Annotated in this window: 14 protein-coding genes; 7 read left to right on the top strand and 7 right to left on the bottom strand. The window is 48.2% G+C overall.

Features of this window, described 5'->3' with window-relative positions; genetic code table 11:
- Positions 1-2 precede the first annotated feature (2 nt).
- The 3 genes from KVT36_RS10870 to KVT36_RS10860 form a co-directional block, all read right to left on the bottom strand.
- Positions 3-2,174, bottom strand: a complete 2,172-nt coding sequence (locus KVT36_RS10870; RefSeq protein ID WP_217603521.1) for a hypothetical protein — start codon at positions 2,172-2,174, stop codon at positions 3-5.
- Positions 2,175-2,475: 301 nt separating this feature from the next.
- Positions 2,476-3,660: a hypothetical protein gene (locus KVT36_RS10865; protein ID WP_217603520.1), complete on the bottom strand. Its 1,185-nt coding sequence runs from the start codon at positions 3,658-3,660 to the stop codon at positions 2,476-2,478.
- Between the two features lie 204 nt (positions 3,661-3,864).
- Entirely contained in the window at positions 3,865-6,645 is a 2,781-nt protein-coding gene (locus KVT36_RS10860) for a TonB-dependent receptor (RefSeq protein ID WP_217603519.1), read from the bottom strand.
- Positions 6,646-6,808: 163 nt separating this feature from the next.
- Here KVT36_RS10860 and ggt point away from each other — a divergent pair, with 163 nt between their 5' ends.
- From ggt to KVT36_RS10840, 4 genes are all read left to right on the top strand, one after another.
- Positions 6,809-8,512 (top strand): gamma-glutamyltransferase, encoded by a 1,704-nt coding sequence (ggt, locus tag KVT36_RS10855; RefSeq protein WP_217603518.1) that lies wholly within the window; start codon positions 6,809-6,811, stop codon positions 8,510-8,512.
- Between the two features lie 114 nt (positions 8,513-8,626).
- Positions 8,627-9,157 (top strand): DUF1572 family protein, encoded by a 531-nt coding sequence (locus KVT36_RS10850; protein ID WP_217603517.1) that lies wholly within the window; start codon positions 8,627-8,629, stop codon positions 9,155-9,157.
- A 6-nt stretch (positions 9,158-9,163) separates the two neighbouring features.
- Positions 9,164-9,586: a hypothetical protein gene (locus KVT36_RS10845; protein WP_217603516.1), complete on the top strand. Its 423-nt coding sequence runs from the start codon at positions 9,164-9,166 to the stop codon at positions 9,584-9,586.
- Positions 9,587-9,688: 102 nt separating this feature from the next.
- Positions 9,689-10,765, top strand: a complete 1,077-nt coding sequence (locus KVT36_RS10840; protein ID WP_217603515.1) for a hypothetical protein — start codon at positions 9,689-9,691, stop codon at positions 10,763-10,765.
- Between the two features lie 208 nt (positions 10,766-10,973).
- On the opposite strand, the gene KVT36_RS10835 is transcribed toward KVT36_RS10840, so the two are convergent.
- On the bottom strand, positions 10,974-11,414 hold the full coding sequence (locus KVT36_RS10835; RefSeq protein WP_217603514.1) for a hypothetical protein: 441 nt from the start codon (positions 11,412-11,414) through the stop codon (positions 10,974-10,976).
- Positions 11,415-11,560: 146 nt separating this feature from the next.
- Between KVT36_RS10835 and KVT36_RS10830 the strand changes: the two genes are divergently transcribed.
- The gene (locus KVT36_RS10830) at positions 11,561-12,430 is read left to right on the top strand and encodes a TraB/GumN family protein (protein WP_217603513.1); all 870 of its coding nucleotides are present in this window, start codon (positions 11,561-11,563) and stop codon (positions 12,428-12,430) included.
- 22 nt (positions 12,431-12,452) lie between these two features.
- Here KVT36_RS10830 and KVT36_RS10825 read toward each other — a convergent pair whose 3' ends face one another.
- Complete coding sequence (locus KVT36_RS10825) at positions 12,453-13,502, bottom strand: isoaspartyl peptidase/L-asparaginase family protein (protein ID WP_217603512.1); 1,050 nt, start codon at positions 13,500-13,502, stop codon at positions 12,453-12,455.
- A 91-nt stretch (positions 13,503-13,593) separates the two neighbouring features.
- On the opposite strand from KVT36_RS10825, the gene KVT36_RS10820 reads away from it, so the two are divergent.
- Positions 13,594-18,429, top strand: coding sequence for a translocation/assembly module TamB domain-containing protein (locus KVT36_RS10820; RefSeq protein ID WP_217603511.1), 4,836 nt, complete (start codon positions 13,594-13,596; stop codon positions 18,427-18,429).
- Between the two features lie 105 nt (positions 18,430-18,534).
- Here the strand turns inward: KVT36_RS10820 and KVT36_RS10815 are convergent, their stop codons facing one another.
- Both KVT36_RS10815 and KVT36_RS10810 read right to left on the bottom strand, forming a co-directional pair.
- Positions 18,535-19,746 (bottom strand): bifunctional 3,4-dihydroxy-2-butanone-4-phosphate synthase/GTP cyclohydrolase II, encoded by a 1,212-nt coding sequence (locus tag KVT36_RS10815; RefSeq protein ID WP_217603510.1) that lies wholly within the window; start codon positions 19,744-19,746, stop codon positions 18,535-18,537.
- Between the two features lie 400 nt (positions 19,747-20,146).
- On the bottom strand, positions 20,147-21,052 hold the full coding sequence (locus KVT36_RS10810) for a hypothetical protein (protein WP_217603509.1): 906 nt from the start codon (positions 21,050-21,052) through the stop codon (positions 20,147-20,149).
- Between the two features lie 454 nt (positions 21,053-21,506).
- Here KVT36_RS10810 and KVT36_RS10805 point away from each other — a divergent pair, with 454 nt between their 5' ends.
- Positions 21,507-24,728 carry a carboxypeptidase regulatory-like domain-containing protein gene (locus KVT36_RS10805; protein ID WP_217603508.1) on the top strand — a complete coding sequence of 1,074 codons (3,222 nt, stop codon included), beginning with the start codon at positions 21,507-21,509 and terminating at the stop codon, positions 24,726-24,728.
- The last annotated feature ends 131 nt before the right edge of the window (positions 24,729-24,859 follow it).

Genomic DNA, 24,859 nt, shown 5'->3' with positions numbered 1-24,859 from the left:
GTTTAAAATATCTTGGTATAAGTAAGCCGTCCTGTTTTATTAGGAACCAGCTGTTTGTTAACGCCCGGCACAAATCCTTTATCCGCCATCAAGGCCACCTCTCCTACTTTGGGTATGTTTATTTTTGCATTTGCAGTATAACCGGTTTGCTGCAGGTTATACTGTGTTTGATAATTATATTTTAATCCCCCGCCCAGTTCCAGCCAGGTATTCACTTTATATTGAAGGTTACCGTCTACCCCATACAGGGCATAATCCTGGTTGGTAGCAGAAGACGCGCCGCCATTCACGGTAAATCTACCCAGGAACACCGTTTGATTCAGCATCAGGTTAGTACTGTTGAAATACACAAAACTGCTGTCTGTCTGGCGGTTATAAAACCTGGTACCAGAGAAAATGGTATTCATACTAACACCTTTGTACTCGTAGAAGTAACTGGCGGTACCCACCATGGTGTAAAACAAGTTCTCCATAAATTTCCCCTCACCCAGTTTCATGAGCTGAGAGCTGGGAAAATAACCTACGGATACTACCGGCCAATGCCGTCTGCGGAAAGTAGCCTGTATGCTTTTAAAGATGGTATTGCTGCGGTAGCTTCCATTATCCAATACACTGGTATATACATTTTGCCGGAGAGAACCCGACAACGTTAACTGCTGTTTAAAGAAAGGCTGATCTACCCGTAGCAGCCACCCTGTTTGTTCTGATCCTGAGGAGTACAAACTAAATGACTGAAAGTTAGCGCCCATCCTCTTGTACAAGGCACTAATACGTGTACCTGTATTGGGTATAAAGGAGTTTGCCGTAATGGCAAATGCTTCGTTGGAATGGTCACTAAACCGGAGCATACTGTTCCCTACTCCTTCATCATGCGGGGTACGGTTATAATAAGGCATGGACGATTTAGCTACTTCGCCTGTGATGTAGTGATTTCTGCTAACCTGCCACCGGCCTTCCAGCGATACTCCCATGATCTTGTAGTCAGGGGCATTTTTACTGCTATCTGTGTTAAAATTATAGACCTGTTTTTTGCCCGTATAAAAAGAAAGGATGATGTTATTACCTTCTTTCATGCCGGTACCTACCCTTACCATGTTCAGGTACTGGCTGATCCTGCTATCATTTACGACATAATCACGAAAGCGGTAATCCACCGCGCCCGTAGCCACCGCTACATAATAAGAGGGATTGTATTCCGCCTGAAAACCGGTGATACTGATGTTTTTAGCTGTGAGCTCAGAGTAATCGACCATGGTTCTGCCGATACCTACCGATTTTACAGCTAACAGAGAACGGTAGCCTTTGGGTAATACTGTATCCGGTAACTGCATGGCCTCCAGGCTATCTGCCAGCTCTTTATTATTACGGCTGCGGGAGATGACATTCATTAGCTGCTGCTTCCTGGCGTTCAATACCCGCTGTTTCTCTTTGTACATACGCTGCCAGATTAATAGTTCCTGCTGTAACGAATCCAAACGTTTTTCACCGGCGGCATATTTGTCTTTTGCCAGCTGCATTACACTATCCGCTTTATGGCGGGCCCCTGTATACAGGCTATCGTTGCCGTTACGCGGTTTACGCGCATCGAGGCTATCCCGTATGTGTGCATATAATTCTCTCTCCCTGGCTTCTACCAGCATTTGTAGCTGGGAGGGTCCAAACTCCCTGCTTTTTAATGCGTTAATTTCGTTGAGCTTATTATTGATGCGTTGCTTTAACTCCTCCAGCTGCTGCCAATCCTGTAACCTGCCGGCATCCCATTGTTGTGCTTTTTGCATCAGCATATTTTTGAAATCGCGGTTGGTATACTGCATGTTAAGCCCTGTAATATTTCTGAATAAGGAAGAATTACCTTGCTGGGTGCTAAAGGCAAGCCGTATGGGATATTGATCCTTCACCGTTATGTCCAGGTAGGTTTGCAGGGTATGTTGATACAACTCTTTTTCCAGGTAAGGCGTATCTGCATTGGATTGATAATACAGATCATACATTACGTTGCCATGCACCACCAGGAAAGGTTTGCGTTGTTTTCCCGCTTCCGGTACAAGTATACTTTTACTTTCGCGTACACGTATGCCCCTTACGGCAGTGTAAGGCAGTGGGTAGGGCGGTATTGGCACTACCAACATGGATTTGCATCCGGCATGTACCAGGAAGTAGGTGTTGTCCACCATTTCCGAACCTTTGCCGGGCAATGAATCGTTTACGGTGACGTACGCCTCTTTTGGTGAAGTTTGTGCAAATAAGGGCTTGTTGACGTTAAGGACACAAACAAAAACAAATAGCATTCTCACACATAGGTTGTACTGTACTCTTGTTTTATACACTGATATAGGGACAATTCCGGGTAACGAACTGGGCTGCAAGATATGCAGCATCGAATTATTATTCTATTTTTTAGATTCGGAAAAAAAATCTATTTTATTAGTAATTAAATAATAATTTAATATGTGTATAACAGCTTAACTGCATCCCTTACCAATACACCACTCCCCCATTCAACAAATACCATTTCCCTGTTTTTTTATCCTGCAACACCCTTACTTCGCTCTGGAAATCGTGTTGTAACCGGAAAGTATCTACAGCGCCATCTTTTACATTAATGGAAATAGCCCTGGCATTTCCTGCAAAAAAGTAGAACCTGTTATTCAGCCTGAAGTAGCGTTCAGAAGCGGTTTTAAGACCATCTATCCTGTATTTTACTGAATCATTCTGTGGATTGTAACACAGCACCGTTTTATAATCAGTGCTCATGGACATAGCTAACCTTGAGATAGTAGGCTTTGCCGATAAGATCACCAGCACATTTGCATCATCCAGCTTGCATATGTCATACACGCTGGTGTTGAATGTGTGATAAAACAGGCGGCGGCCATCAGTTTTGCTGATCACTTCAAAAACAGTATCATGCTTTACCAGGAAACGGTCTTTAAAATTCAGGCTGGCGATCTGGTAATCCATTGTACCTTCAGCGGCTATCCTCTTTTTCCATAACACATTCATGGCCGTATCTATGCAATAGAGCTCACTGCTATCAGGCGTTACTTTTACAGATGCTACCAGGTTGGATGAATAAAATACCGGAAGGGATATGTTGTTCTGGATATACAAACTGTTACCTGTCTCATGTTGCCGGTCAAGCAGCTTCGAGCGATCCTTCATGCTAAGTACTGCCAAACCGCTGTTGCTGTAGGTGGAATAAGCTATATCATTTATCACCACCATACTTGTCCAATCCCCGCCGTTTATAAATCTTTCATTGTATACAGTATCTAACTTTTTTGTAAAGATGTTCACCCTCTTGAAATAGTTGTTTTCGAAATACAACAGGTAATCATTACAGTGATCTATTCCAAAATAAAAGGTGCCATCTTCATTCGGCCATGGGAAATAACCGTAGTCTTTTTTACTATTCAGATCATGTAAATGGAACCGCCCGTTCTGCCGTGTTCTTTTATCATAATTGCTACTGATCAAAAAACCATTTGATACTTCAATAGCTCCGTAATGTACACTGTGGAAATCGTCCAGGATCATGGAGTCGCGCACATCGGACAAAAATTCCTGCTGTAGCGGGTGTGAAGGCATTTTCTTTGTCAGGTACATGCAGCCTGTAAACAGGCAGGAAATAAGCAGGCAGGGAATGGGAAATAGTTTCATAGGTAAACAGCTCCAAACCTCAATATACGTATAAATTATACTAATATACCTGCCAGCTGGCCGGGGTTTTCCTGGAGATATGGAAACGGCAGTACCATAACCGAAGGAGCTTATTCATTGGTATAGTAATACAAAAAACACGGATCATAAAAACGTTATCATCTTTATGATCCGTGTTAAAAACATTCCTTCTTCCTAATCCTCCTACAAATTCAGCTCCAGCCTCGCAAACAAAAATCTTCCATTATACCCAAACTGTGTAGCACGGCGGCTATACAGGAACTGACCGTTAGTAGTATTGGCAGGGTTTTCCACTTTATCCGGGTAAATATCAAACACATTATTAGAACCGATGCTGAGCTTTACAGCCGGTGTGAATTTATATCCTACGGCTACATCTGTTACCACACGCGGATCAAATGTCTGGAAAAAAGCAGGGTCATTAGTAGCTTCTTCAACGCTGCCAAAGTATACATTCCGTACAAAAACATTAAAACGTTTAATGTTGTACGTTAGGGTGAGGTTGATCTTTTCACGCGGCACACTTCTTTCCAGGTAAATGCGGCTGGCGCGGCTGAAGTAAATATTTTCCTTGCCTGCCAGCTTTGCGGATGCTTTGATATCGCCCACCTGCTGGGTGTAAGAGTAAGTACCGGCTAAGTCTGCGCGAAAGCTGCCGGCGCCTAAACGGGTACCATAGGTCAGCACCAGGTCCACTCCTCTTGTTTCAGAGTTGATAGCGTTGGCAAAAAATGCAGCACGGTTGGCGTTAGCGAGTGAAAGCAGCTGATAGATCTCTCTATCAACCGGCGAAGCGCCAGGAGCATTGCTCCCGGAGAACTGGTCGGTATATACAATGCGGTCGTTGATGCGGGTGTAATATCCATCTACCGTTAAATTAAACTTCCCAAAAGCGCCGGTGAAACCAGCGCTCAGGCTTTTGGATTTCTCCGGTTTCAGCTGCGGAATGCCCAGCAGCTGTGCGGGACGGCTATCATTGGTGAAGGTGCCTACTTCATACGGCAATCCATCTACGAAAAGTGTAGAGGTGCTGGAATAAAAACGCTGGTGCAAGGAGGGTGCGCGAAAACCGGTACTACCCGATGCACGCAACGCAGTTTTCTCACTCAGCTTGTAACGGGCTGTTAGCTTGCCATTCAGCGTAGAGCCGAAATCGTTATAGTTCTCAAAACGTAAGGCGCCGCCTACCAGGAATGCGCTGCTGAAATTGGCTTCTACATCCGCATAACCTGCAATGGAGCTGCGGGAAGTATTCACCGCATTCTCCGGGCGGAAGCCGGGAAATACCTGCGCGCCACCGGCACGGGCAGTACCATCCGGCCCGAACTTAGTATTTATTGCGCCCTGCGGATCAGGCACCAGGATATCCTTACCATCTGCGCCCACTCCTATTTTAGTAGCACGGCCATAGTCAGTATAGGAATTTTCTGCGCCTGCTTCCAGCTTGTAATTCTCGAAACGGTATTCTCCGCCAAAGGCTACATCCAGCCCTGCCAGCACATCAAAACGCTGGGAGAAATCCAGGTTGGTAGTATTCTGTGTGAACACAGGCCCGCCGGCGCTAAAGCGTGTAGGCGATGCTTTTTCCAGCGAAGCGTTCAGGGAGTTCTCTACGCTGAAAATAAACTGGTTCTGGCCAAAGGTATTACTTACATCCACCTTCCATTTACCCAGGTTACCGCGGATGCCAAAGGCCACCGACTTATCATAAATATCAGAATGGATCTCCGGTAAAAATCCCAGCGGGTAAATATCCAGCACATTACGGCTATCGCTTGGCAGGCGGTACACACCTGCTGCCTGGCCGTTGCGGTACCCCAGGCCGCCAAACAAATAAAACTCCGCATCATTTTCCATGGGCACACTGGCATTTACAAACAATTGCCCGCTGCGTAATTTGGACTGGCCTACCCGCATGCGGATATCATCGCGTGTAATGTTATTGGCTACCAGAAAGGAATCCGTTCTATCTACCGCTCCGGGATAGGTACGGTAAATAGCGCCCTGCCAGGGGCCTGAGCGGTTGGTGTAGTTGCGGTAATCATAAGAACCGCCAAAGTTAATGAAGCCGCCACGCTCCCCTACCGGTATGCCATAGTTTACGGCAGTTTGCACTGTTTGCCCGTCAATGTTATCAACCGACTTATCCGTTACATTGGCGCCGGTGGTAACGCTTACGTTTAAACGATTTACACTGTTCTTAAGAATGATGTTGATAACGCCGGCAATAGCATCAGAGCCATATTGCGCAGCAGCGCCATCGCGCAGTATTTCAATGCGGTCAATGGCGGCCGTGGGAATGGCATTCATATCCGTGCCTACAGCGCCGCGGCCGAATGTTCCGTTTACATTCACCAGCGCAGTATTATAGCGGCGTGTGCCATTTACCAGCACCAGCACCTGGTCTGGCCCAAGGCCGCGCAGGGATGCGGGATCAATATGATCCGTTCCATCTGCTACTGTTTGTGTGCCGGAACTAAATGAGGGCGCTACATAGTTCAGGATCTGGTTAATGGATACCTGCGGCGCATCGGCGGCCACCCGTTTAATGTCTATTACATCTACGGGCACCGGGGTTTCTGTTTGCGTGCGTGGTAAAGTGCGGTTGCCCAGTACTACCAGCTCATTCATAGTAGTGCTGGCCGGCAGCTTAAAATCCAGCTGCGTTGTTTGACCTGCAGTTACCGTAACAGGCTGCCGTTGTGTAGCATAACCTACATAACTAACAATAACAGTATAACTGCCGGGGGCGATGCTGAGTGTATAAGCACCAGATGCATTCGTATAGCCGCCTTTGTTAGTACGTTCTACCTGAACGGTAGCACCTGCTAATGGTGCGCGGCCATCTGTGACAGTACCCTGGATAGTGCCGGTTTGCGCCTTTACGATTATAATATGAGTGAGCAGGCAGGTTAACAGCAATAAAGCGGGTTTCAACCTAAGGTTGGTCAGGGGATTTTTCATATGCTACAGATTTTGGTTACTTTAAAATACGAATAAAAACGTTTAGTGGTTGCTGTATAAGACCGCGCATCATGATAAGATACTTTCATTATTGGCTAAGTACGGCTACTTGCTACTAACTGCTGTAAGTAGTACCTTAGTTCTACAAAATCAAAGCTTTGCCATGCGTTTATTGTTATTACCGCTCCTGTTACTATCCATTACAGCATGCACCTTTGCTCAACCGCCAGCCGGGATTGATCCGTATCATTACAACATACAAAAACAGGTAGTGGCAGCGCATGGCGCCGTAGTATCTGCACATCCGCTGGCCAGCCAGGCCGGTGCGCTGATATTGCAGCAGGGCGGCAACGCAGTAGATGCAGCTATTGCTACCCAGCTGGCACTGGCCGTGGTGTACCCTGCTGCGGGCAACCTGGGCGGCGGAGGTTTCCTGGTGGCACATTTAAGCAATGGCAAGAACGTTACTATTGACTACCGTGAAAAAGCGCCGGCCAAAGCGCAACGCGATATGTATATAGATCCCAGCGGCGCAGCCAACACACAGCTTAGCCAGTATGGCCACCTGGCCGCCGGAGTACCCGGCTCAGTGGCAGGTTTCTTTGCATCCCTGCGATATGCCAAATTGCCTATGGCCAAGCTGATAGCGCCTGCTATTAAACTGGCAGAAAAAGGATTTGTGATAACAGCAGCAGAAGCCCGCGGACTGAATAACCACGCAGCTGATTTCCGTAAGCTGAATACAAGGCCTAACGCCTTTGAAAAGGAAACACCCTGGCAGGCCGGAGATACGCTGGTACAGCCTGACCTGGCTCAAACCCTGAAAAGGATCCGCGATAAAGGGCAAGCTGGTTTTTATGAGGGGCCTACCGCGAAACTGATCACAGACGAAATGCAGCGCGGCCGCGGCCTCATAACACTTGCAGACCTGAAAGCCTATAAAGCCAAAGAAAGAACACCCATCGTTTTTAACTATAAAGGATACACGATCTTAACCATGCCCCTGCCATCCAGCGGTGGTGTGGGATTACAGCAGATGATGGGGATGGTGGAAAATTACCCGCTGGCCAGCTGGGGCTTTCATTCACCGCAGGCTGTTCAGCTGATGATAGAAGCAGAACGCCGCGCTTATGCCGACCGCGCGGAATTCCTGGGCGATCCTGATTTTGTAAAAGTGCCTGTACAACAGCTTACATCTAAAAAATACCTGCAGGAACGGATGAAAGATTATGACCCGCATAAAGCCGGCAGCAGCGAAATTGTAAAAGCCGGTAACGTAGCGGCGGAGAGCATGGAAACCACTCACCTTTCCGTAATGGATGACCAGGGCAATGCTGTAGCGGTGACCACTACCTTAAATGGCGGTTACGGCAGCAAAGTCGTACCTGGCGGCGCCGGGTTTTTCCTGAATAATGAAATGGATGATTTCAGCGTAAAACCAGGTGTACCTAATATGTATGGGCTGGTAGGCGCGGAAGCCAATGCCATAGCGCCGGGTAAACGTATGCTCAGCTCCATGACGCCTACGATCGTATTAAAGAATAACAAACCTTATGTGGTAGCAGGCACACCGGGCGGATCTACCATTATTACGTCTGTGTTTCAAACGCTGATGAATATACTGGAATTTAATTTGCCTGCTGACCGGGCTGTATTTGAAAGCAAGTTCCATCATCAGTGGCTGCCGGACCAGGTGGATGTGGAAGCGGATTTCCCTGCAGATGTGGTGAGCTCCCTGGAGCAAATGGGTTATAAAGTGGTACGCGGCGGCACTATTGGCCGCACAGAGGTGATAAAGGTTAATGAGAAAGGCCTGCTGGAAGCAGTGGGTGATAAGCGGGGAGATGATAGTGCAGAAGGGTACTAGATGTGCGGATGTGCAAATATGCAGATGTGCAGATGATGTTAATGGGCAGGTGGGTTTGATGATGGGATGTATTTAATGATTTACTACAAAAATGAGTACTTAATTCATAATTATATGTCATTCGCTAATATCTATCTGGATAGCGTAAAAAAACGCTTCATCACGCACCGCCAGCTGGGTGAGAAAACGCTGGAACGGCTAAACGAAGCCCAGCTGAACTGGCAGCCGGACGACGGCTCCAACAGCATTTACCTGATCATTAAACACATAAGCGGTAACATGCTTTCCCGCTGGACCGATTTCCTGACCAGCGACGGCGAAAAGCCCTGGCGCAACCGGGACACAGAATTTGAGAACAGCCAGGCATCCAAAGAAACCGTATTGGAACTATGGAACAAAGGCTGGGATTGTATGATGGGCACCCTGGACAGTCTGCAGGAAGCCGACCTGGAAAAAACGGTGAACATCCGCACGGAGCCGCATGCGGTAGTGGATGCCATTAACCGGCAGCTGGCACATATTCCCTATCATGTTGGGCAGATCGTGTATATTGGCAAAATGTTGCTGCAGGAGCATTGGGAAAGCCTGTCTATTCCCAAAGGAAAGTCGGATGATTTTAACAAACACATGTCGGGGCGTAAATAAACTGTTATGATAAAAAGAAGCTGTTACCTTTTGTTATTCCTGTTCCTTACCATGCTGGCCTGCAACAGTAATAAGGCCAACCGCATGCTGCTGCATAAAAAGTGGCGGGTATATGATGTGCAGGTACCTGCCGGCGATCCATACGACAATACACAGATCACACAGGCTACGGATCTCAAAAGAGGTTATTACAGCAACGTATATTACCAGTTCCTGGATAATAATGTATTTATTGCCACCATTGATAACAAACCGGATTCAGGTAAATATTCGCTGCTCAGCAATGGCAGCATTATCAGTGTAACAGCCAGCAATGGCTTACGCAGTGCGGAAAACCTGGTTACCATTGTACACCTGGACGATCAGCTTTTTGATATGAAGGTAAAATCCGGGGAGTATTATTTTGTGCTGCGGACAAAAGCGGAATAGGTTCAATCAGGAATTGTTAATCATAAATTAATTACAACTATGAATAAGATCAAAACGAAGGATTAAATTCGTAACCTGTAATTAATAATTCTCAATCAGCTCATGTTCCCCCTTCACTCCGATACCACACCTGGCAGAACCGCGGTCATTGATGGCAAAAGTCATCTTTTCTTCTCCGGCTTTTCTTACCTGGGCGCGCATGCAAAAACTGCTTTCCGGGAAGCATTTGAAGCTGGGCTGGACCTGTTTGGCCCGGTATTTATTTCTTCGCGGGTAGCCAATGTACGCTTAAGTATATACGAAGAGCTGGAGCATGCCCTGGCGGTGTTGTTCCGGCAGCAGGCAGCCGCTGCTTTCTCATCCGGTTACCTGGCTGCGCAGGCAGCTATTCATTATGCACAAACCAAAGGCGAAGTATTATATGCACCCGGCACGCATCCTGCGCTGCGCCTGTATAATGCTGTATTGCCGGCAATAGATCACGAACAATGGGCCAGGCAAACCATTACCCTCATCAACAGCAAACCAGACCATACCTTTGTAATTGCGGCAGATGCGGTGAATCCCTTAACCAGTGCTATCCATGACTTCAGCTGGCTAACTGCCATTGAGCGTAAAGTAATGGTGGTAATTGACGATTCACATGGCGCCGGTATACTGGGGCCGGAAGGGGAAGGCATTGTGCATACTTTGCCCCTGCATCCGCCAGTGCGGTACCTGATCACGGCTTCCCTTGCAAAGGCTTACAGTGTAGAAGGCGGGCTGGTGGCAGGGCATGCGGCCGATATTTCCGCCATGAAAAAACTACCCTTTTTTACCGGCAGCACACCCATTATGCCAGCCAACGCTTACGCCTTTTTGCAAAGTAAACCCCTGTATGCTGCAGGGCGTAATAAACTGCAGCTTAACATCCACTATCTGCAACAGCAGGTTGCCAAAAGCACGCTTGTACACAACCCTTTCCATTTGCCTGTTTTCCTGTTACAGCCGGCTCCTCATCACCCCTATATTGATCAATACCTGCTGGAACACGATATCATTATTTCCTCTTTTGCGTATCCTAATCCTGACAGCCCTGCTATTCACCGGGTGGTGGTTTCTGCATTGCATGAAGCATTTGATCTGGAAAGGATCGGAGCTTTAATTACGAATTATTCAATTACGAATTATAAATTATAATGCAGCGGATGTTTTGAATTACTTTCTGTTGATCCTTTAAGCCATTCTATAAAAGGAACCATTGCTATACGGTAACCTATTATTCCAACCTCCTTTTTTGCTTGCCGTCTTTTGTAATGCTATCTTCAAGATCTTTGCTACTGCACTTTCCTGCACTACTCCCTTATTGCACTTCCCAATTCGTAATTCGTAATTGAATAATTCGTAATTATTCTTTGTCTTTCGCTATTGCTGCTTCTTCATTATCTATGCGCTCGCCATTATGGTTCATAAGGCGCATGTCGTTCCTTTCTACTGCCAGGTATTCACGGATATGATCCTGATTTGCTTTCAGCAGGGCCTGGTCCCAGGCTATTCGTTTGTCGAGGCGGTTGGCCTTTGCGGTGTTACCATTTGCTTCCGCACGTTGCTGCCTGGCTTCTATCATCTGCAGATCGTTCTCTAAGCTTGTTTTCACCTGTACCAGGTCAAAGATGCCCTGCTGCTGGTCTGTAATATTTGACTGCAGGTCATCATTCTGCTGCTCCTGCTGCTGGATCTCCATTTTATTCAATGCAATGTCATCGGTGTTACCATTGCCTTTGCCTGTGCTTGCAAAAGCACCGGTTGTCATCATGGCTGCTACAGCCATTAAGCTTATCCCTTTCATATAATCTGATTTGTGGGTCACTTAAAAAAGTTATCGGGTATAAGACGGCCGTTTACTTTTTGCGTTTAATACAAAAGTGTATTTTAAGCTCTTCTTAAGTTGTGTTAAAGGAATGCAAATGCCTTATCTTTCCGTAAATTTTGTACATGCGTAAATGGATCACGCTGCTGTTATGCCTGCCCTGGCTGCAGTCGCAGGCACAGCCGGCCCCGGATAAAACCACCTCTTCCCTGCTCTGGAAGATCTCCGGCAAAGGCATGATGCAGCCTTCTTTCCTGTATGGCACCATGCACCTGCTTTGTGAAAAGGATTTTAGTTTCCCTGCCAGCGTTACCACCGCATTACAGGCCAGCCAGCAGCTATACCTGGAAATTAATATGGACGATTCCCTGATGCTGCAGCAAATGCAGCAGCTGTTGCTAATGCCGGAAGGATACTCCCTGAAAAAGCTGTTTAAACCTGCCGATTACCAAAAACTAAATGATTATTGTAAAAAGGAAGTGGGATTGGATATGGCGATGTTTGACCGCATGAAACCCATGGCCTTAACTTCTTTGCTGACCATTAAACTGTTCCTGTTCTGCAACGAGCCTTTTTCTGTTGAGAACGAGCTGCTGAAAATAGCCAGGGAACAGCAAAAAAGCATTGCCGGGCTGGAAACCCTGCAGGACCAGATAGCAGTATTTGACAGCATACCTGATAAGGATGAAGCTGCCATGTTAGTGGAAATGCTGGATCATGTAGCTGAAGAACGCGCGGAGTTCGACACCATGTTAAATGCCTATAAAGAACAGGATGTTCAACAGCTGTATACCCTCACACAATCGTCTAAAGATATTGGCCCTTTCCAGGATATTTTGCTGGATCAACGTAATGCTAAATGGATCCCCATCATTACCCGGCAGATACAGGCTACTCCCAGCTTTTTTGCTGTTGGCGCCGGGCATTTGGGCGGGCCTAATGGGGTGATTGCGTTGCTGAAGAAGGAAGGGTATTTAGTTGAGGCGGTGAGGTAGTTAGCTATTAGCTGCCAGCTTTTTACTCTTTATAAATGGCTACTTCAATCTTCCCATCTTCTGTTACGCTGCCACGGTACATGCCGGCTGTATTAAAAGGCATGGTTATGTTCCCATTCTTATCAATAGCTATTAACCCGCCATCGCCGCCCAGGGCAGGCACTTTGTTCATAATAAGCTCGTTGGCCGCCTGCTGCAGGGTTTCATTCCTATATTCCATGAGATCACTAACGGTTTTGGCTACACATAAACGGATAAAGAACTCGCCCCAGCCTGTGCAGGAAATAGCGCAGGTGGCATTATTAGCATAGGTACCGGCGCCAATGATAGGTGCATCACCTACACGGCCATACTTTTTGTTGGTCATACCGCCGGTGGAGGTGGCTGCGGCCAGGTTACCCTGCTTATCCAGCGCTACCGCACCTACAGTGCCAAACTTATTATCTTTATTTTTTATGCCTAAGCGGGAGGTTTTGTGCGTGGTATCGGCATCATGGTCCAGCTGTGTTTTATTTTCATCCGCAGCCTTTACTTTCTGCAGGGCTTTCCAGCGTTCCTCCGTATAAAAGTAAGATGGGTCCACGATCTCAAGCCCCGCCTCTTTGGCAAACTTTTCTGCCCCCGGGCCAGTGAGCATTACGTGCTGCGACTTTTCCATTACGGCCCTGGCAGCGGTAATGGGGTTGCGGATCACGGTTACGCCGGCTACAGAACCAGCGGCCAGTGTTTTGCCATTCATAATAGCGGCATCCATTTCATTTTTGCCTTCATGGGTGAACACCGCGCCTTTACCGGCATTGAACAGGGGCGAATCTTCCATTACGCGTATGGCCGCTTCCACAGCATCCAGGCTGCTGCCGCCTTTTTGCAGAATAGTATACCCACTGCGCAAAGCCAGCTCCAGGGCCGTTTTATAGGCCTGCTCCTTTTCCGGCGTCATTTGCGACTTCAGAATGGTGCCGGCACCGCCGTGTATCACCATTACATATTTAGGTTTGGCCGTAACTGTGTCATTAACAGGCAGCGTGCTGGTGGTCATAAGCAAAGCAGTAGTAAGAAAAACGGATAACATAACCGGAAATTTATTGGATGATTGTCCATTAAATCTACAATCGTAAATCTAAAATCTAAAATCCGGTTCGGTCTGGCTGAAAATGGTATTTTTGCCGGATAAATGCAGATCGCTGAAAAAAGTACGTAAAATATTAACAATTGTCCTGCTATCACTGCTGGGCATTATTATATTGATAGGCATATTGGTTAACATTCCTGCGGTGCAGCATTGGCTGGTGCAGGAAACGGCCCGGCGGCTATCAGAACAGCTGCATACAAAAGTAGAGGTGAAAGGGGTGAGCCTGCGGCTGTTTAACAGTGCGCGCCTGGAAGGCACTTATATTGAAGACCGCCATCACGATACCCTGCTGTATGCCGGCGCCATGCAGGTGCGCATTACCGACTGGTTCTTTTTCCAGGAAAAACCCGTGCTGAAGTTCATTGGCCTGGAAAATGCCCAGGTGAACCTGGTACGCCACCGCAATGATTCCGCCTGGAACTATCAGTTTATTGTAGATGCATTCGGCTCATCCGGCCCGGATACCAGCACTACGCCCAAAAGCAGCGGCGGAGTGGCCCTGGACCTGCGCCGCATAGACCTGCGCAACATACGCATTAACCAGATCGATGCCTGGGTGGGTGAAGATATGCGCATAACAGCTAAACAGATCTACCTGGATGCCCAGAACCTGGACCTGCAAAAACATAATATAGATATACAGCAGCTGCTGCTGGATCAGCCTTCGTTTATTATTAGCCGTTACCCTGCCTCTCCCCTGCGGCATAAAAAGAGCAAAAGCACCAATTCGCCCTTACCAGCCATAGACAGTACCGGGCAGCTGCGCTGGAACAGCAGTAACTGGAAGCTGCTGGTCAGGGAGCTGGCTGTGCGCAACGGGTTGTTTGGGCTGGAGGACCTGGAAGATACCAGGCCCCTGGGGCCCGGATTCTTTGATCCGGACCACATCCGCTTTGCGAATATAAACCTGACCCTGCTGAACACCAGCCTTATAAAAGACAGTATTATCGGCGACCTGACCCTGCGCACAAAAGAACGCAGCGGGTTTGAGGTAAAAAAGCTGACAGCCCGTTTTAAAATGTCGCCGGTGGAAATGGAGTTCTCCCAAATGGACCTCATTACCAACCGCAGCCACCTGCGCAACTATTACACCATGCAGTACTCTGATCTTGGCGACATGAGCGATTACGTGGACCTGGTGTTTATGAAAGCGCGGTTTGTGAACAGCACCTTATCTTCTGACGATATTGCCTACTTTGCCCCGCCCCTTACCAGCTGGAAAAGGGAAATATCCCTGAATGGCGTGGTAGAAGGCCCCGTGAGCAACCTGGATGCAGACAGCGTAAGCCTGCAGGCCGGCAGCACCACCCGCCTGAAAGGGCATTTTAAAATGCGCGGCCTGCCGGAGATCAATGAAACCTTTATCGACTTCCAGGCATCAGACCTGGTAACCACCGGCGAGGATGTGCAACGCATTTTCCCTACTATTAAAGATGTGCCGCAGCTGCATATAGACCGCCTTTCCAACATTGCCTTCCAGGGTAGCTTTACCGGTTTTGTGAATGACTTTGTGGCCTACGGTAAATTTCAGACCAACCTGGGTAATGTAAGCTCGGATCTGAACTTTAAGACCAGCGGCGATATACCGGTATACTCCGGCAGCCTTACCACCAATAATTTTAACCTGGGCTCCCTGCTGGATGTGCCCCAGCTCTCCACCATTTCCCTCAGCGCAAAAGTGAATGGCGCGGGCTTTAATATAAGAACACTGAAGGCTAACGTAGATGCGGATGTACAAGCGATAGCTCTCTACGATTATACCTATACGAATATTAAGACCCAGGGCGAAATGAACCGTAAGTTCTTTAACGGCTCCCTGGCGGTAAAGGACCCTAACCTGGATATGGACTTTGCCGGTACTATTGACTTTAACGACTCTGTACCGGTGTTCAAATTCAACTCGGAGATCCGCAAAAGCAACCTGAAAGCGCTGCGCCTGACAACGGATTCCATTACCCTGCAAACCAAGCTGGATCTGAACTTTGCCGGTGACAACATTGATAACTTTGATGGTACGGCACGCATATACGACGTATCCCTGTACAAGAACCAGAGCCGGGTGGATTTTGACTCCCTCAACATCAGCACCCGCATGGAAAACAATACCAAGGTGCTGGGCATTGTGGGCAGCGAGATAACCGGCTATGTAAAAGGCACCTATAGCTTTGTGGAGCTGCCGGATGCCTTCCGCCTGTTCCTGAATAAATATTATCCCAGCTTCTTTTCTTCCCCGCCTACGGCTAACATTAAGGAGGACTTTACGTTTGCCTTCCAGTTCGGCGAAGTGGATAAGCTGATACATGCCTTTACAAAAGATATTTCCGGGTTTGACCAGGCCCGGGTAAGCGGTGGCTTAAATACCATGCAGGGCAGCATTTCCCTGAATGCCTTTGTGCCGCAGGCGGCCTACCAGGGCTATAGTGTACAGGACCTGCAAATAAAAGGCAGCGGTAATTTTAATAAGATCAATGTAAGCACCAGCATTGGCAAAGTCTACTCCGGTAACCGCGTATGGCTGCAAAACCCGCTGATACTGGCCAGCTCAGGCCACGATACTTCTTTCATAAAGATGGATGTGCAGGCCAGCCAGGACTCCACCAACATGGATGGCTTTTATGCCCGGGTGGTTACCGTGAATGATGGGGTAAAGATCAACTTCCTGAACAGCACCTTTACCGTAAATGAGCGGCAGTGGAACGTTACAGCAGGGAATGAAATTTATTGGAGCAAACATTTTCTTACCGTTAATAACCTGCGCATTACCCGCAATGATCAAAGTGTTACGGTGGAAACCAATGAGTTTAACCCGGATGAATCGCGGTTTATGATCACACTTAGAAACCTGAACCTGGCGGATGCCATTCCCACACAGCTGCTGCCCATGGCTGTTGAGGGGCAGGCTAATGGTGTGATCAACATATCAGACCCTACGCGCAACCTGGATATTGATGCAGACATTACAGCCAGCAACTTAAAGCTGAACAATGATTCACTGGGCCTGGTGACCATTAAGGGTGGTTACCGGCAGCAGACCGGCGAATCAAACGTTGAGATAGAATCCAAAAATGCAGGCCGCAACTTTACCATAAAAGGCATTGCAGGCCTTACCAAAGAAAATAACCAGCTTAGCGGCACCGTAGATCTGAACGGCACTTCCATTGACCCGCTGAACCAATACCTGGGCGATTATGTGGACCGCCTGTCAGGCCTGGCCACCGGCAAGCTCACTATTAGCGGCACTACCGGTCAGCCATCTGTAAAAGGCAAAGTGCAGCTGGATAGTGTAGGCATCCGCGTATTATACCTGGGCACCTATTATAAGATACCGCGGCTCAATATTAATGTGGATGATAACCTGATAGAGTTCGGCAACTTCAGCATTGTTGATAAATACAATAACCGGGCAAGCGCCAGCGGTTATATTTCCCATGATCATTTCTCCAAGCTGAATTTTGACTTTGACGTTACCGGCCGCAAGTTCATGTTCATGAACACTAGCGGTGCAGACAGCGACCTGTTTTACGGGGATGTGATCGCAGACGGTAAAGTATATTTCTCCGGCCCGCTGAATGATATGCAGCTGCACATACTGGCCCGCCCGGTGAAAGGCACCCACTTTTACCTGCCTATGTCTGACACCAAGGATATTGGTAAATACGACTACATTACCTTTAAGACCTACGGCACAGAAATGGAGCAGCCTAAAAAGAAGAAGAAGGATAATGTGAACCTGAACATACGCCTGGATATTGCCGCCAACCCGGATGCACAGATAGATGTGATCCTGGATGCCACTACCGGCGATGTGATCTCCGCCAACGGTAACGGGAACCTGCAGATCAATGTGAATACTGATGGCGATTTCTCCATGTTCGGGGATTACGAGATCAACAACGGATCTTACAACTTTACCTTTCAGCGCCTTACCAGCTGGAAGTTTGATATTACCAAGAACAGCACTATTACCTGGAACGGCGATCCGCGGGAAGCCCGCATGAACATTACCGCCAAATACAGCGTACCTAAAGTAAGCCTGTATAACCTGGTAGGCCAGTATAACGCCAACGCCTCTGCGGCCATTAGCAGCGATAAGCTGGCAACCCGCCAGGAAAGGGTGGATGTAGTGATCAACCTGCGCGGTGAAATGATGAAACCGGATATTGCCTACGAGATCCAGCTGCCGGATGTAGGCTCCCTTTCCTATGAAAGCGGTGTGGCTGCACGTATACGGGAAATTAACCAGGACCAGAACAAAGCGCTGCTGCAGGTGTATGGCCTGCTGCTGTTTAACCAGTTCATACCGGATGATAATGCAGCTACCGGCAGCGCGGGCATAGTAGGTAAGAACAGTGTGGGCCAGGCCTTATCGGCCCAGGCATCTGCCATCCTGAATAATATTACCGGCGTTATCCTGAAGAACAGCGGTATTGGTGTGAATGTAAATTACCGGGCCTATAACATCGGCAACCAGGATAATACCAACATGGACCGTAACCAGCTGAGCGCAGGTATTACCAGTAACCTGTTCAATAATCGTGTACGCTTATACGTTGGTGGTGATTACGACTGGGGAAGAACGGCTACCAGCGCAACCTCTAACCGCTTTGCCGGTGACTTCCGGGTTGAATACCTGCTTACCCAGGACGGCCGTATCCGTATCAATGCTTTTAGTAAAACAGACTATGATGTATACAACCTGGTGAACCGTAATAAAGCCGGTTTGGGTATTTCCTATGTACGTGAGTACAACCGGCTACGGGAGCTTTTTGAAAGCAGGCGCCCCTCCCGGCGCTTACTGGACTCTATGAGGCGTACGGAAGCCCTGAAGCCGGAGGATACGCTGAAAAGGAAAACGGGAGAAGAGTAATTAATAATGAATGCAGCGGTTGATTGGTGGGAATGAAGATACTAAGTAGAAAAGTCCTGCACATAATGTGCAGGACTTTTAATTTATGAAGTACGCTATTAATTCTTAATTAGTAATGCGCCCCAGTATCTCATGTCCCAGCTTATCCCGTTTGGTTTGCAGGTAAAACTCGTTGTGCGGGTTGGGATGGATCTCTATGGGTACGTTCTCAACGATCTCCAGTCCATAACCTTTCAGGCCGGCGCGTTTGCGGGGGTTGTTGGTCATGAGGCGGATCTTGCTGATGTTCAGGTGGCGCAGGATCTGCGCGCCAATCCCATAATCACGTTCATCCATATTAAAGCCCAGCTCCAGGTTGGCTTCCACGGTACCGCGGCCTTCTTCCTGCAGCTTGTAGGCTTTTAATTTATTCAGCAGGCCCATACCACGGCCTTCCTGGTTCATATATAATATAAGGCCTTTACCTTCTTTTTCTACCATGGTCATGGCAGCGTGCAGCTGCTCCCCGCAATCGCAGCGTAGGGAGTGCAGGATATCGCCGGTGAAACAGGAGGAGTGTACGCGCAGCAGCACTGGCTCGCCATCTTCCCAATCTCCTTTTTTCAGGGCCATGTGCATATCGCCGGAGTTCAGCTGCTTAAAAGCTATGAGCTCAAAGTTGCCGTATTTGGTGGGCATTTGCACACGTACTTCTTCTTCTATCAAAGTTTCGGTACGCAGGCGGTAAGCAATGAGGTCTTTTATGGAGATGAGCTTCAGGTCAAACTTAGTGGCTATCTGGCGCAGCTGCGGCAGGCGGGCCATGGAGCCATCTTCATTCATGATCTCTACCAGCACGCCAGCGGGTTCAAAACCAGCTAAACGGGCCAGGTCAATGGTGGCTTCTGTGTGGCCGGCACGGCGCAGCACCCCGCCTTTTTTGGCTTTCAGCGGGAAGATGTGTCCGGGTTTGCCCAGGTATTCAGGGCGGGTGTTGGGATCAATGAGCGCCTGTACGGTCTTGGCCCTGTCGTGGGCAGAGATGCCGGTGGTACAGCCATGTCCTAACAGGTCTACGCTTACGGTAAAGGGTGTTTGGTGCAGGGCGGTATTGTCGCGCACCATCATTTCCAGGCCCAGCTCCTCGCAGCGCTCCTCTACCAGGGGCGCGCATATAAGGCCGCGGCCATGTATGCTCATGAAGTTGATGATCTCAGGTGTTACGTTGTGAGCGGCCGTCACAAAATCGCCTTCGTTTTCGCGGTCTTCATCATCCACTACTATGACCAGCTTTCCTTTTTTAATGTCGTCCAGGGCTGCTTCAATTGTGTCTAGCATATATAAAGATCAGTCAGTTGAAATAATGGGCAAAGTTAGCACAAATTAGGTTGCTGTGGGCAGGTCAGGTACCGGCAGGTAAGTGCCGCCTTCCACGGATCAATTGCGGATCCTTTATTCCTAAGATGTTGATCCAGGTACAGTTAAAGAAAAACCAGGTGCAGGGGCCCCTGGTTGATGGCATAGTTGTGATTGTCATGAAAAAGCAAAATTAAGCAGCGCGTTTGCGCTACTGCTATTTAAATGCAGGAAAGGGGGGGGGGGTGGCCTGGGAATGTGCGGTTATGCAAATATGCAGATGTGCAGATGGTTTGGAATGTGCTGATGTGCTAATATGCTAATGTGCTGGTGTTTGCAGGAATGTTGGCGCATTCATCTGCACATCTGCATATTTGCAAATTTATGAGGGGCTTTCGTGGAAGCTGCGGTTTTGCGGTGCATGGGCGGATGTTTTAGGCCCCGGGGGCGCAGCAATGGCTTCCACCACCCGAGGCCTTTTACGGGCAATGGCTGCCGGCTGTTTACCCGGCAAGGCTGCCGGGGTGTGTGACGAGGGCTGCTTTCCAGGGGCTGGTTTGAGCTTCTTTTCCGGCAGCAATACTTCTATTATGCAGGACAGCATCCCTGTTTTTTCTGCAGAGGAATAGATCTGACCATTTGTTTCTTCTTTAATAAAACGCAGCTGCAGCACCACTACGGTGGTAAGCCGCGGATCCGGGGGTGATTGTAACAGGGGTAAAACAGCCGTGTGCGAGGCGTCCAGCGCTACGCAATCCGTTACGGTAGCCACTTTGCGGCAGGCGCCGGTGGCGGCATCCATAACCAGGGCAGCTACCTGCACCTGTACATGGGAGGCATAACGGGGGCGTTTTAACCGCTGTACCCAATCCTCCGGCAAAAGGATCCGCAGCTGCCCTTTTTCCCGGGTGCAGCTAACCTGGATGTTAGGGACTGCTTTATTATTAAACCGGAAATTCTTCAGCGCTTCTTTTAAAGCGGCAGGCGTAATAACACGCTGACCCCGCGGATGCGGATCGGCCCGGAGGGCGCTGTACATCGTTTTATTCAGGCGGTTTACCATACCGCTATCCTGCGGTATGGGCCACAGGCCGCTGAGCGCCTGGCGGAATAATTTGCCGGCCTTGCTGGCCTGGCCGAACTCGCCGGCGCTTTGCTTACTGGCGGCGGTCATGCTGCCGGGTTTGTACGCAGGCATGCTGCGGCAGCAGGTTTTATTGCCGCGCCGGTAAAAGATCAGGTCTCCTACCCTGCCCTCCAGCTTCATAGGACCTTTTAAGATAGCCATAGGATGAGCTTTTCCTTAATTAACAACGGGTGTTACACTTTGTTCACACGGAGATTACATTAATAATAATAGAGGAACAGGCGGACTTGAGGTGGACTTGATCCGGGAATGAGGTGGGGTTGATGTGGCGTTTTACTGAGAAAATAAACGAAAAAAGGACCTGTAAAAGCTGATTTCTGTACCGAAAAACAAGTTTGCGAGCCCGGCCACTGCGAAAACACCGCCACTTTTCCACATTTTTTACATATTATAAACAAATAGATTTGAAGAATGTTAATTTCTTTGAACAGTCCTTGAAATAAATGGAAACGGATTGGCATAGAATTAAATAACCTCCAAGCAGCCTGTAGCGCCCAATAAAAACCATCACACCTTAACAATTTGTTAATTTACCGTTAAAATTTTAATATGATTATTTCTCAATTTTGCGGGGTAAATCAAACTTGCTAGAATTATGGGATTTCACAAATTTCTACTCACTGTTACCCTCGTGCTGAGTACTATTTTTTCCTATGCTCAGGTTACGACGAGTAGCCTTACCGGTGTTATAAAGGACAATAAGAATGAAGGACTTATCGGCGCCACTGTAAAAGCCACCCACGTACCTACGGGAACCGTTTACGGAACCATTTCCCAGGCGGAAGGGCGCTTTAACATCCCTAACATGAAGGTTGGCGGCCCCTATAAAATAGAAGTAACCTTTATTGGATATGTAACCCGTACCTACCAGGACATTTCCCTGCAGCTGGGTGTACCTGCCAAACTGAATGTTCAGCTGGAAGACAATTCCAAATCCCTGAACGAAGTAGAGGTGATCTATAACAGGAACGCCCTTATTTCCCCGGAAAGACAAGGTACCCAAACCAACTTGTCGCAACAGCAGCTGCAAACCCTCCCTACTACCAGCCGTAACATTAACGACTTTGTGCGCCTGGTACCGCAGGCACAAGCCAGAAGGGACGCCTCTGACGGCTCTACCATGGGTATTTCCTTTGCCGGCGCAAGCAATAAATATAACCAGTTCACCATTGACGGCGCCAACGCCACAGACGTATTTGGTCTTGCAGCCAGCGGCACTAACGGCGGACAGGCCAGCATCAACCCTATACCATTCGACGCTATTGAGCAGGTACAGGTGGTGCTGTCGCCCTATGATGTAACCCTGGGCGGTTTTACCGGCGGTGGTGTGAATGCAGTAACCCGTTCCGGCTCCAACCAGATGCACGGATCTGCCTACACTTTCAACCAGAACCAGTCTTTTGTAGGTAAAAGTGCTGATACCCGTGATAAATACGGTGATTTCCATGACTGGACCTTTGGCGCCCGTTTAGGTGGCCCGATCATTAAAGACAAACTGTTCTTCTTCATTAACTATGAAGGACAAAGACGCAGCCGTCCGCTGGACTTCCAGCCCGGCAGCGGCGCTTCTTCCATTGACGCCAATGTGGTAAAGGACCTGAGCGATTTCCTGAAAGACGAAAGCAAACACGTTGGCTGGAGCTATGATCCGGGTGCTTACAATGGCATTAGTATTCCCAAAGAAGCCAACTCCGTTTTTGCGCGTGTTGACTGGAACATTAATGAAAAGAACAAGCTGACCCTCCGCCACAGCTTTGTAAAAGGCAGTAACCTGATCATCAGCGACTCCCGCACTGCTATGAGCTTCCTGAATAATGGTTACAAGTTCAACTCTACCAACAACTCTACTGTACTGGAGCTGAACTCCAATATATCCAGCAGGTTTTCCAATATGCTGCGTGTAACGTATAATGCTACCCGTGATAACCGCGCTACTCCCGGCGATCCGTTCCCGGCTGTAAGCATTTCAGATAATGGCGCTACCTACCGTTTTGGTACAGAGAACAGCTCACAAGCCAACAAGCTGGACCAGAACAACTATACCATTACTGATAACTTCACCATTTATTACGGCAAACATACGTTCACCGTTGGTACAGACAACCAGTTCTATAATACCAACAACGTATTCATGCAGGGTATATTAGGTAACTATAGCTATAACAGCATAGATTCTTTTAAGGCGAATGTTGCCCTGAACAGCTATACCACCAACTACTCAACCAAAGGTGGTAATGACCTGGCAGCTTCTGTAATGCATGCCGCACAATTTGGCCTGTATGTGCAGGATGTTTTTGATGTTACTGATAACTTTAAGCTGACCTACGGTATCAGGGCAGACATGCCGGTGTTCTTCAATAAACCGGCTGCCAATGATTTCTTCAATAATTCAGCAGTAGCCAAAGCAAATAATGTGGCTACCAATCAAATGCCTAAGTCGCAGATACTGCTGGCTCCAAGAGCAGGCTTTAACTGGGATGTTAAAAAAGACGGTACTACCCAGCTGCGTGGCGGTGTAGGTTTATTTACCGGCCGCGTACCTTTTGTATGGGTCTCTAACCAATACGCAGGTACTGGTGTGACCAGGATCAGCTATTCGGCCAACAATGCCGCTGCGGTAAAAGCTGCAGGTATTACCTTCAACCCCAATAACCCTTACCGGCCGGCTCCCAGCACTGGCGGTACGCCGGCGCCTACTGAAATTGACGTAACCGAACGTGATTTCAAATTCCCGCGGGTGTTACGTGCTAACCTGGCTATAGACCAGAAGCTGCCTTACGGCATTGTGGGTACCTTGGAAGGTATTTATACCAAAACCGTCCAGGATATCCTGTATCATGATCTGAACCTGGCGCCTTCTACCGGTACTATTAACCTGGGCGATACCAAACGTCCTTTTTATGGTTCCCTGGTAGACCCGAACTTTACCAAGATACTGGCACTGGGTAATACCACTAAAGGTTATTCTTATAACATTACTGCACAGCTGCAGAAATCATTCAGCCAGGGTTGGACGGCCAGCCTGTCTTACAGCCTGGGCCACTCTTACGGTGTGAATGACGGTACTTCTTCTACTGCCACCTCCAACTACCGTTTTGCCTACAACATCAATGGCCTTAACAACCTGGACCTGGCCCGTAATAACTACGACCAGGGTTCACGCATTGTGGGTTATGTTGGCAAACGCTTCAGGTATGGTAAGTTCTCTACCAACATTGGCCTGGTATACACCGGCCAGTCTGGCCAGCCGCTTTCCTATGTATACTTTGGTGATGTGAATGGTGATGACGGTACCACCCGTACCTCTGCCAACACCAGCAACAGCGCTGACCTGATGTATATACCCAACAGCGCAGCACAGTTCAGCACCCTGGTAGTAGGTTCAACTACCTATACTCCGGAGCAGCAGTATGCCATGTTCCAGGAATATGTGAACTCCAACAAATACCTGCGCGATCACGTGGGTAAGAATACCGAAAGGAATGGCGCACGCCTGCCCTGGGAAAACCACTTTGACCTGAAAGTGGCTGAAGATTTTGCTGTAATTAAGGATCATACGCTGAGCCTTACTTTCGATATTTTTAACGTAAGCAACCTGCTGAACAAGAACTGGGGACGTGCTTACTACCCGGGTAATACCAACCAGGAGCTGCAACCGCTTAACCTGGCTAAAACCACTGCCTGGATAGATCCCAACACGCCTACCTTTACCTTTAACCCGCAGTTCGGTACTAACCAGTATACGAAGGAGCCCTGGGCTTATTCCAACTTCCTTTCCCGCTGGAACATGCAGGTAGGTTTGCGTTATAGCTTCTAAGCACCGTATTTTCTTCCTGATAAAAAAGGGTGTCTCATACATTGAGACACCTTTTTTGTTTTACTGCTTTACCTGCCAGCTGGTTATACACTGCAGCGGTAACAAAATCCCGGCATTTTTCGCTATTTTTA

The sequence above is a fragment of the Chitinophaga sp. GbtcB8 genome (genome assembly GCF_019091455.1).
Lineage (GTDB): Bacteria > Bacteroidota > Bacteroidia > Chitinophagales > Chitinophagaceae > Chitinophaga.
This window is presented reverse-complemented; position numbering and strand designations above follow the sequence as displayed.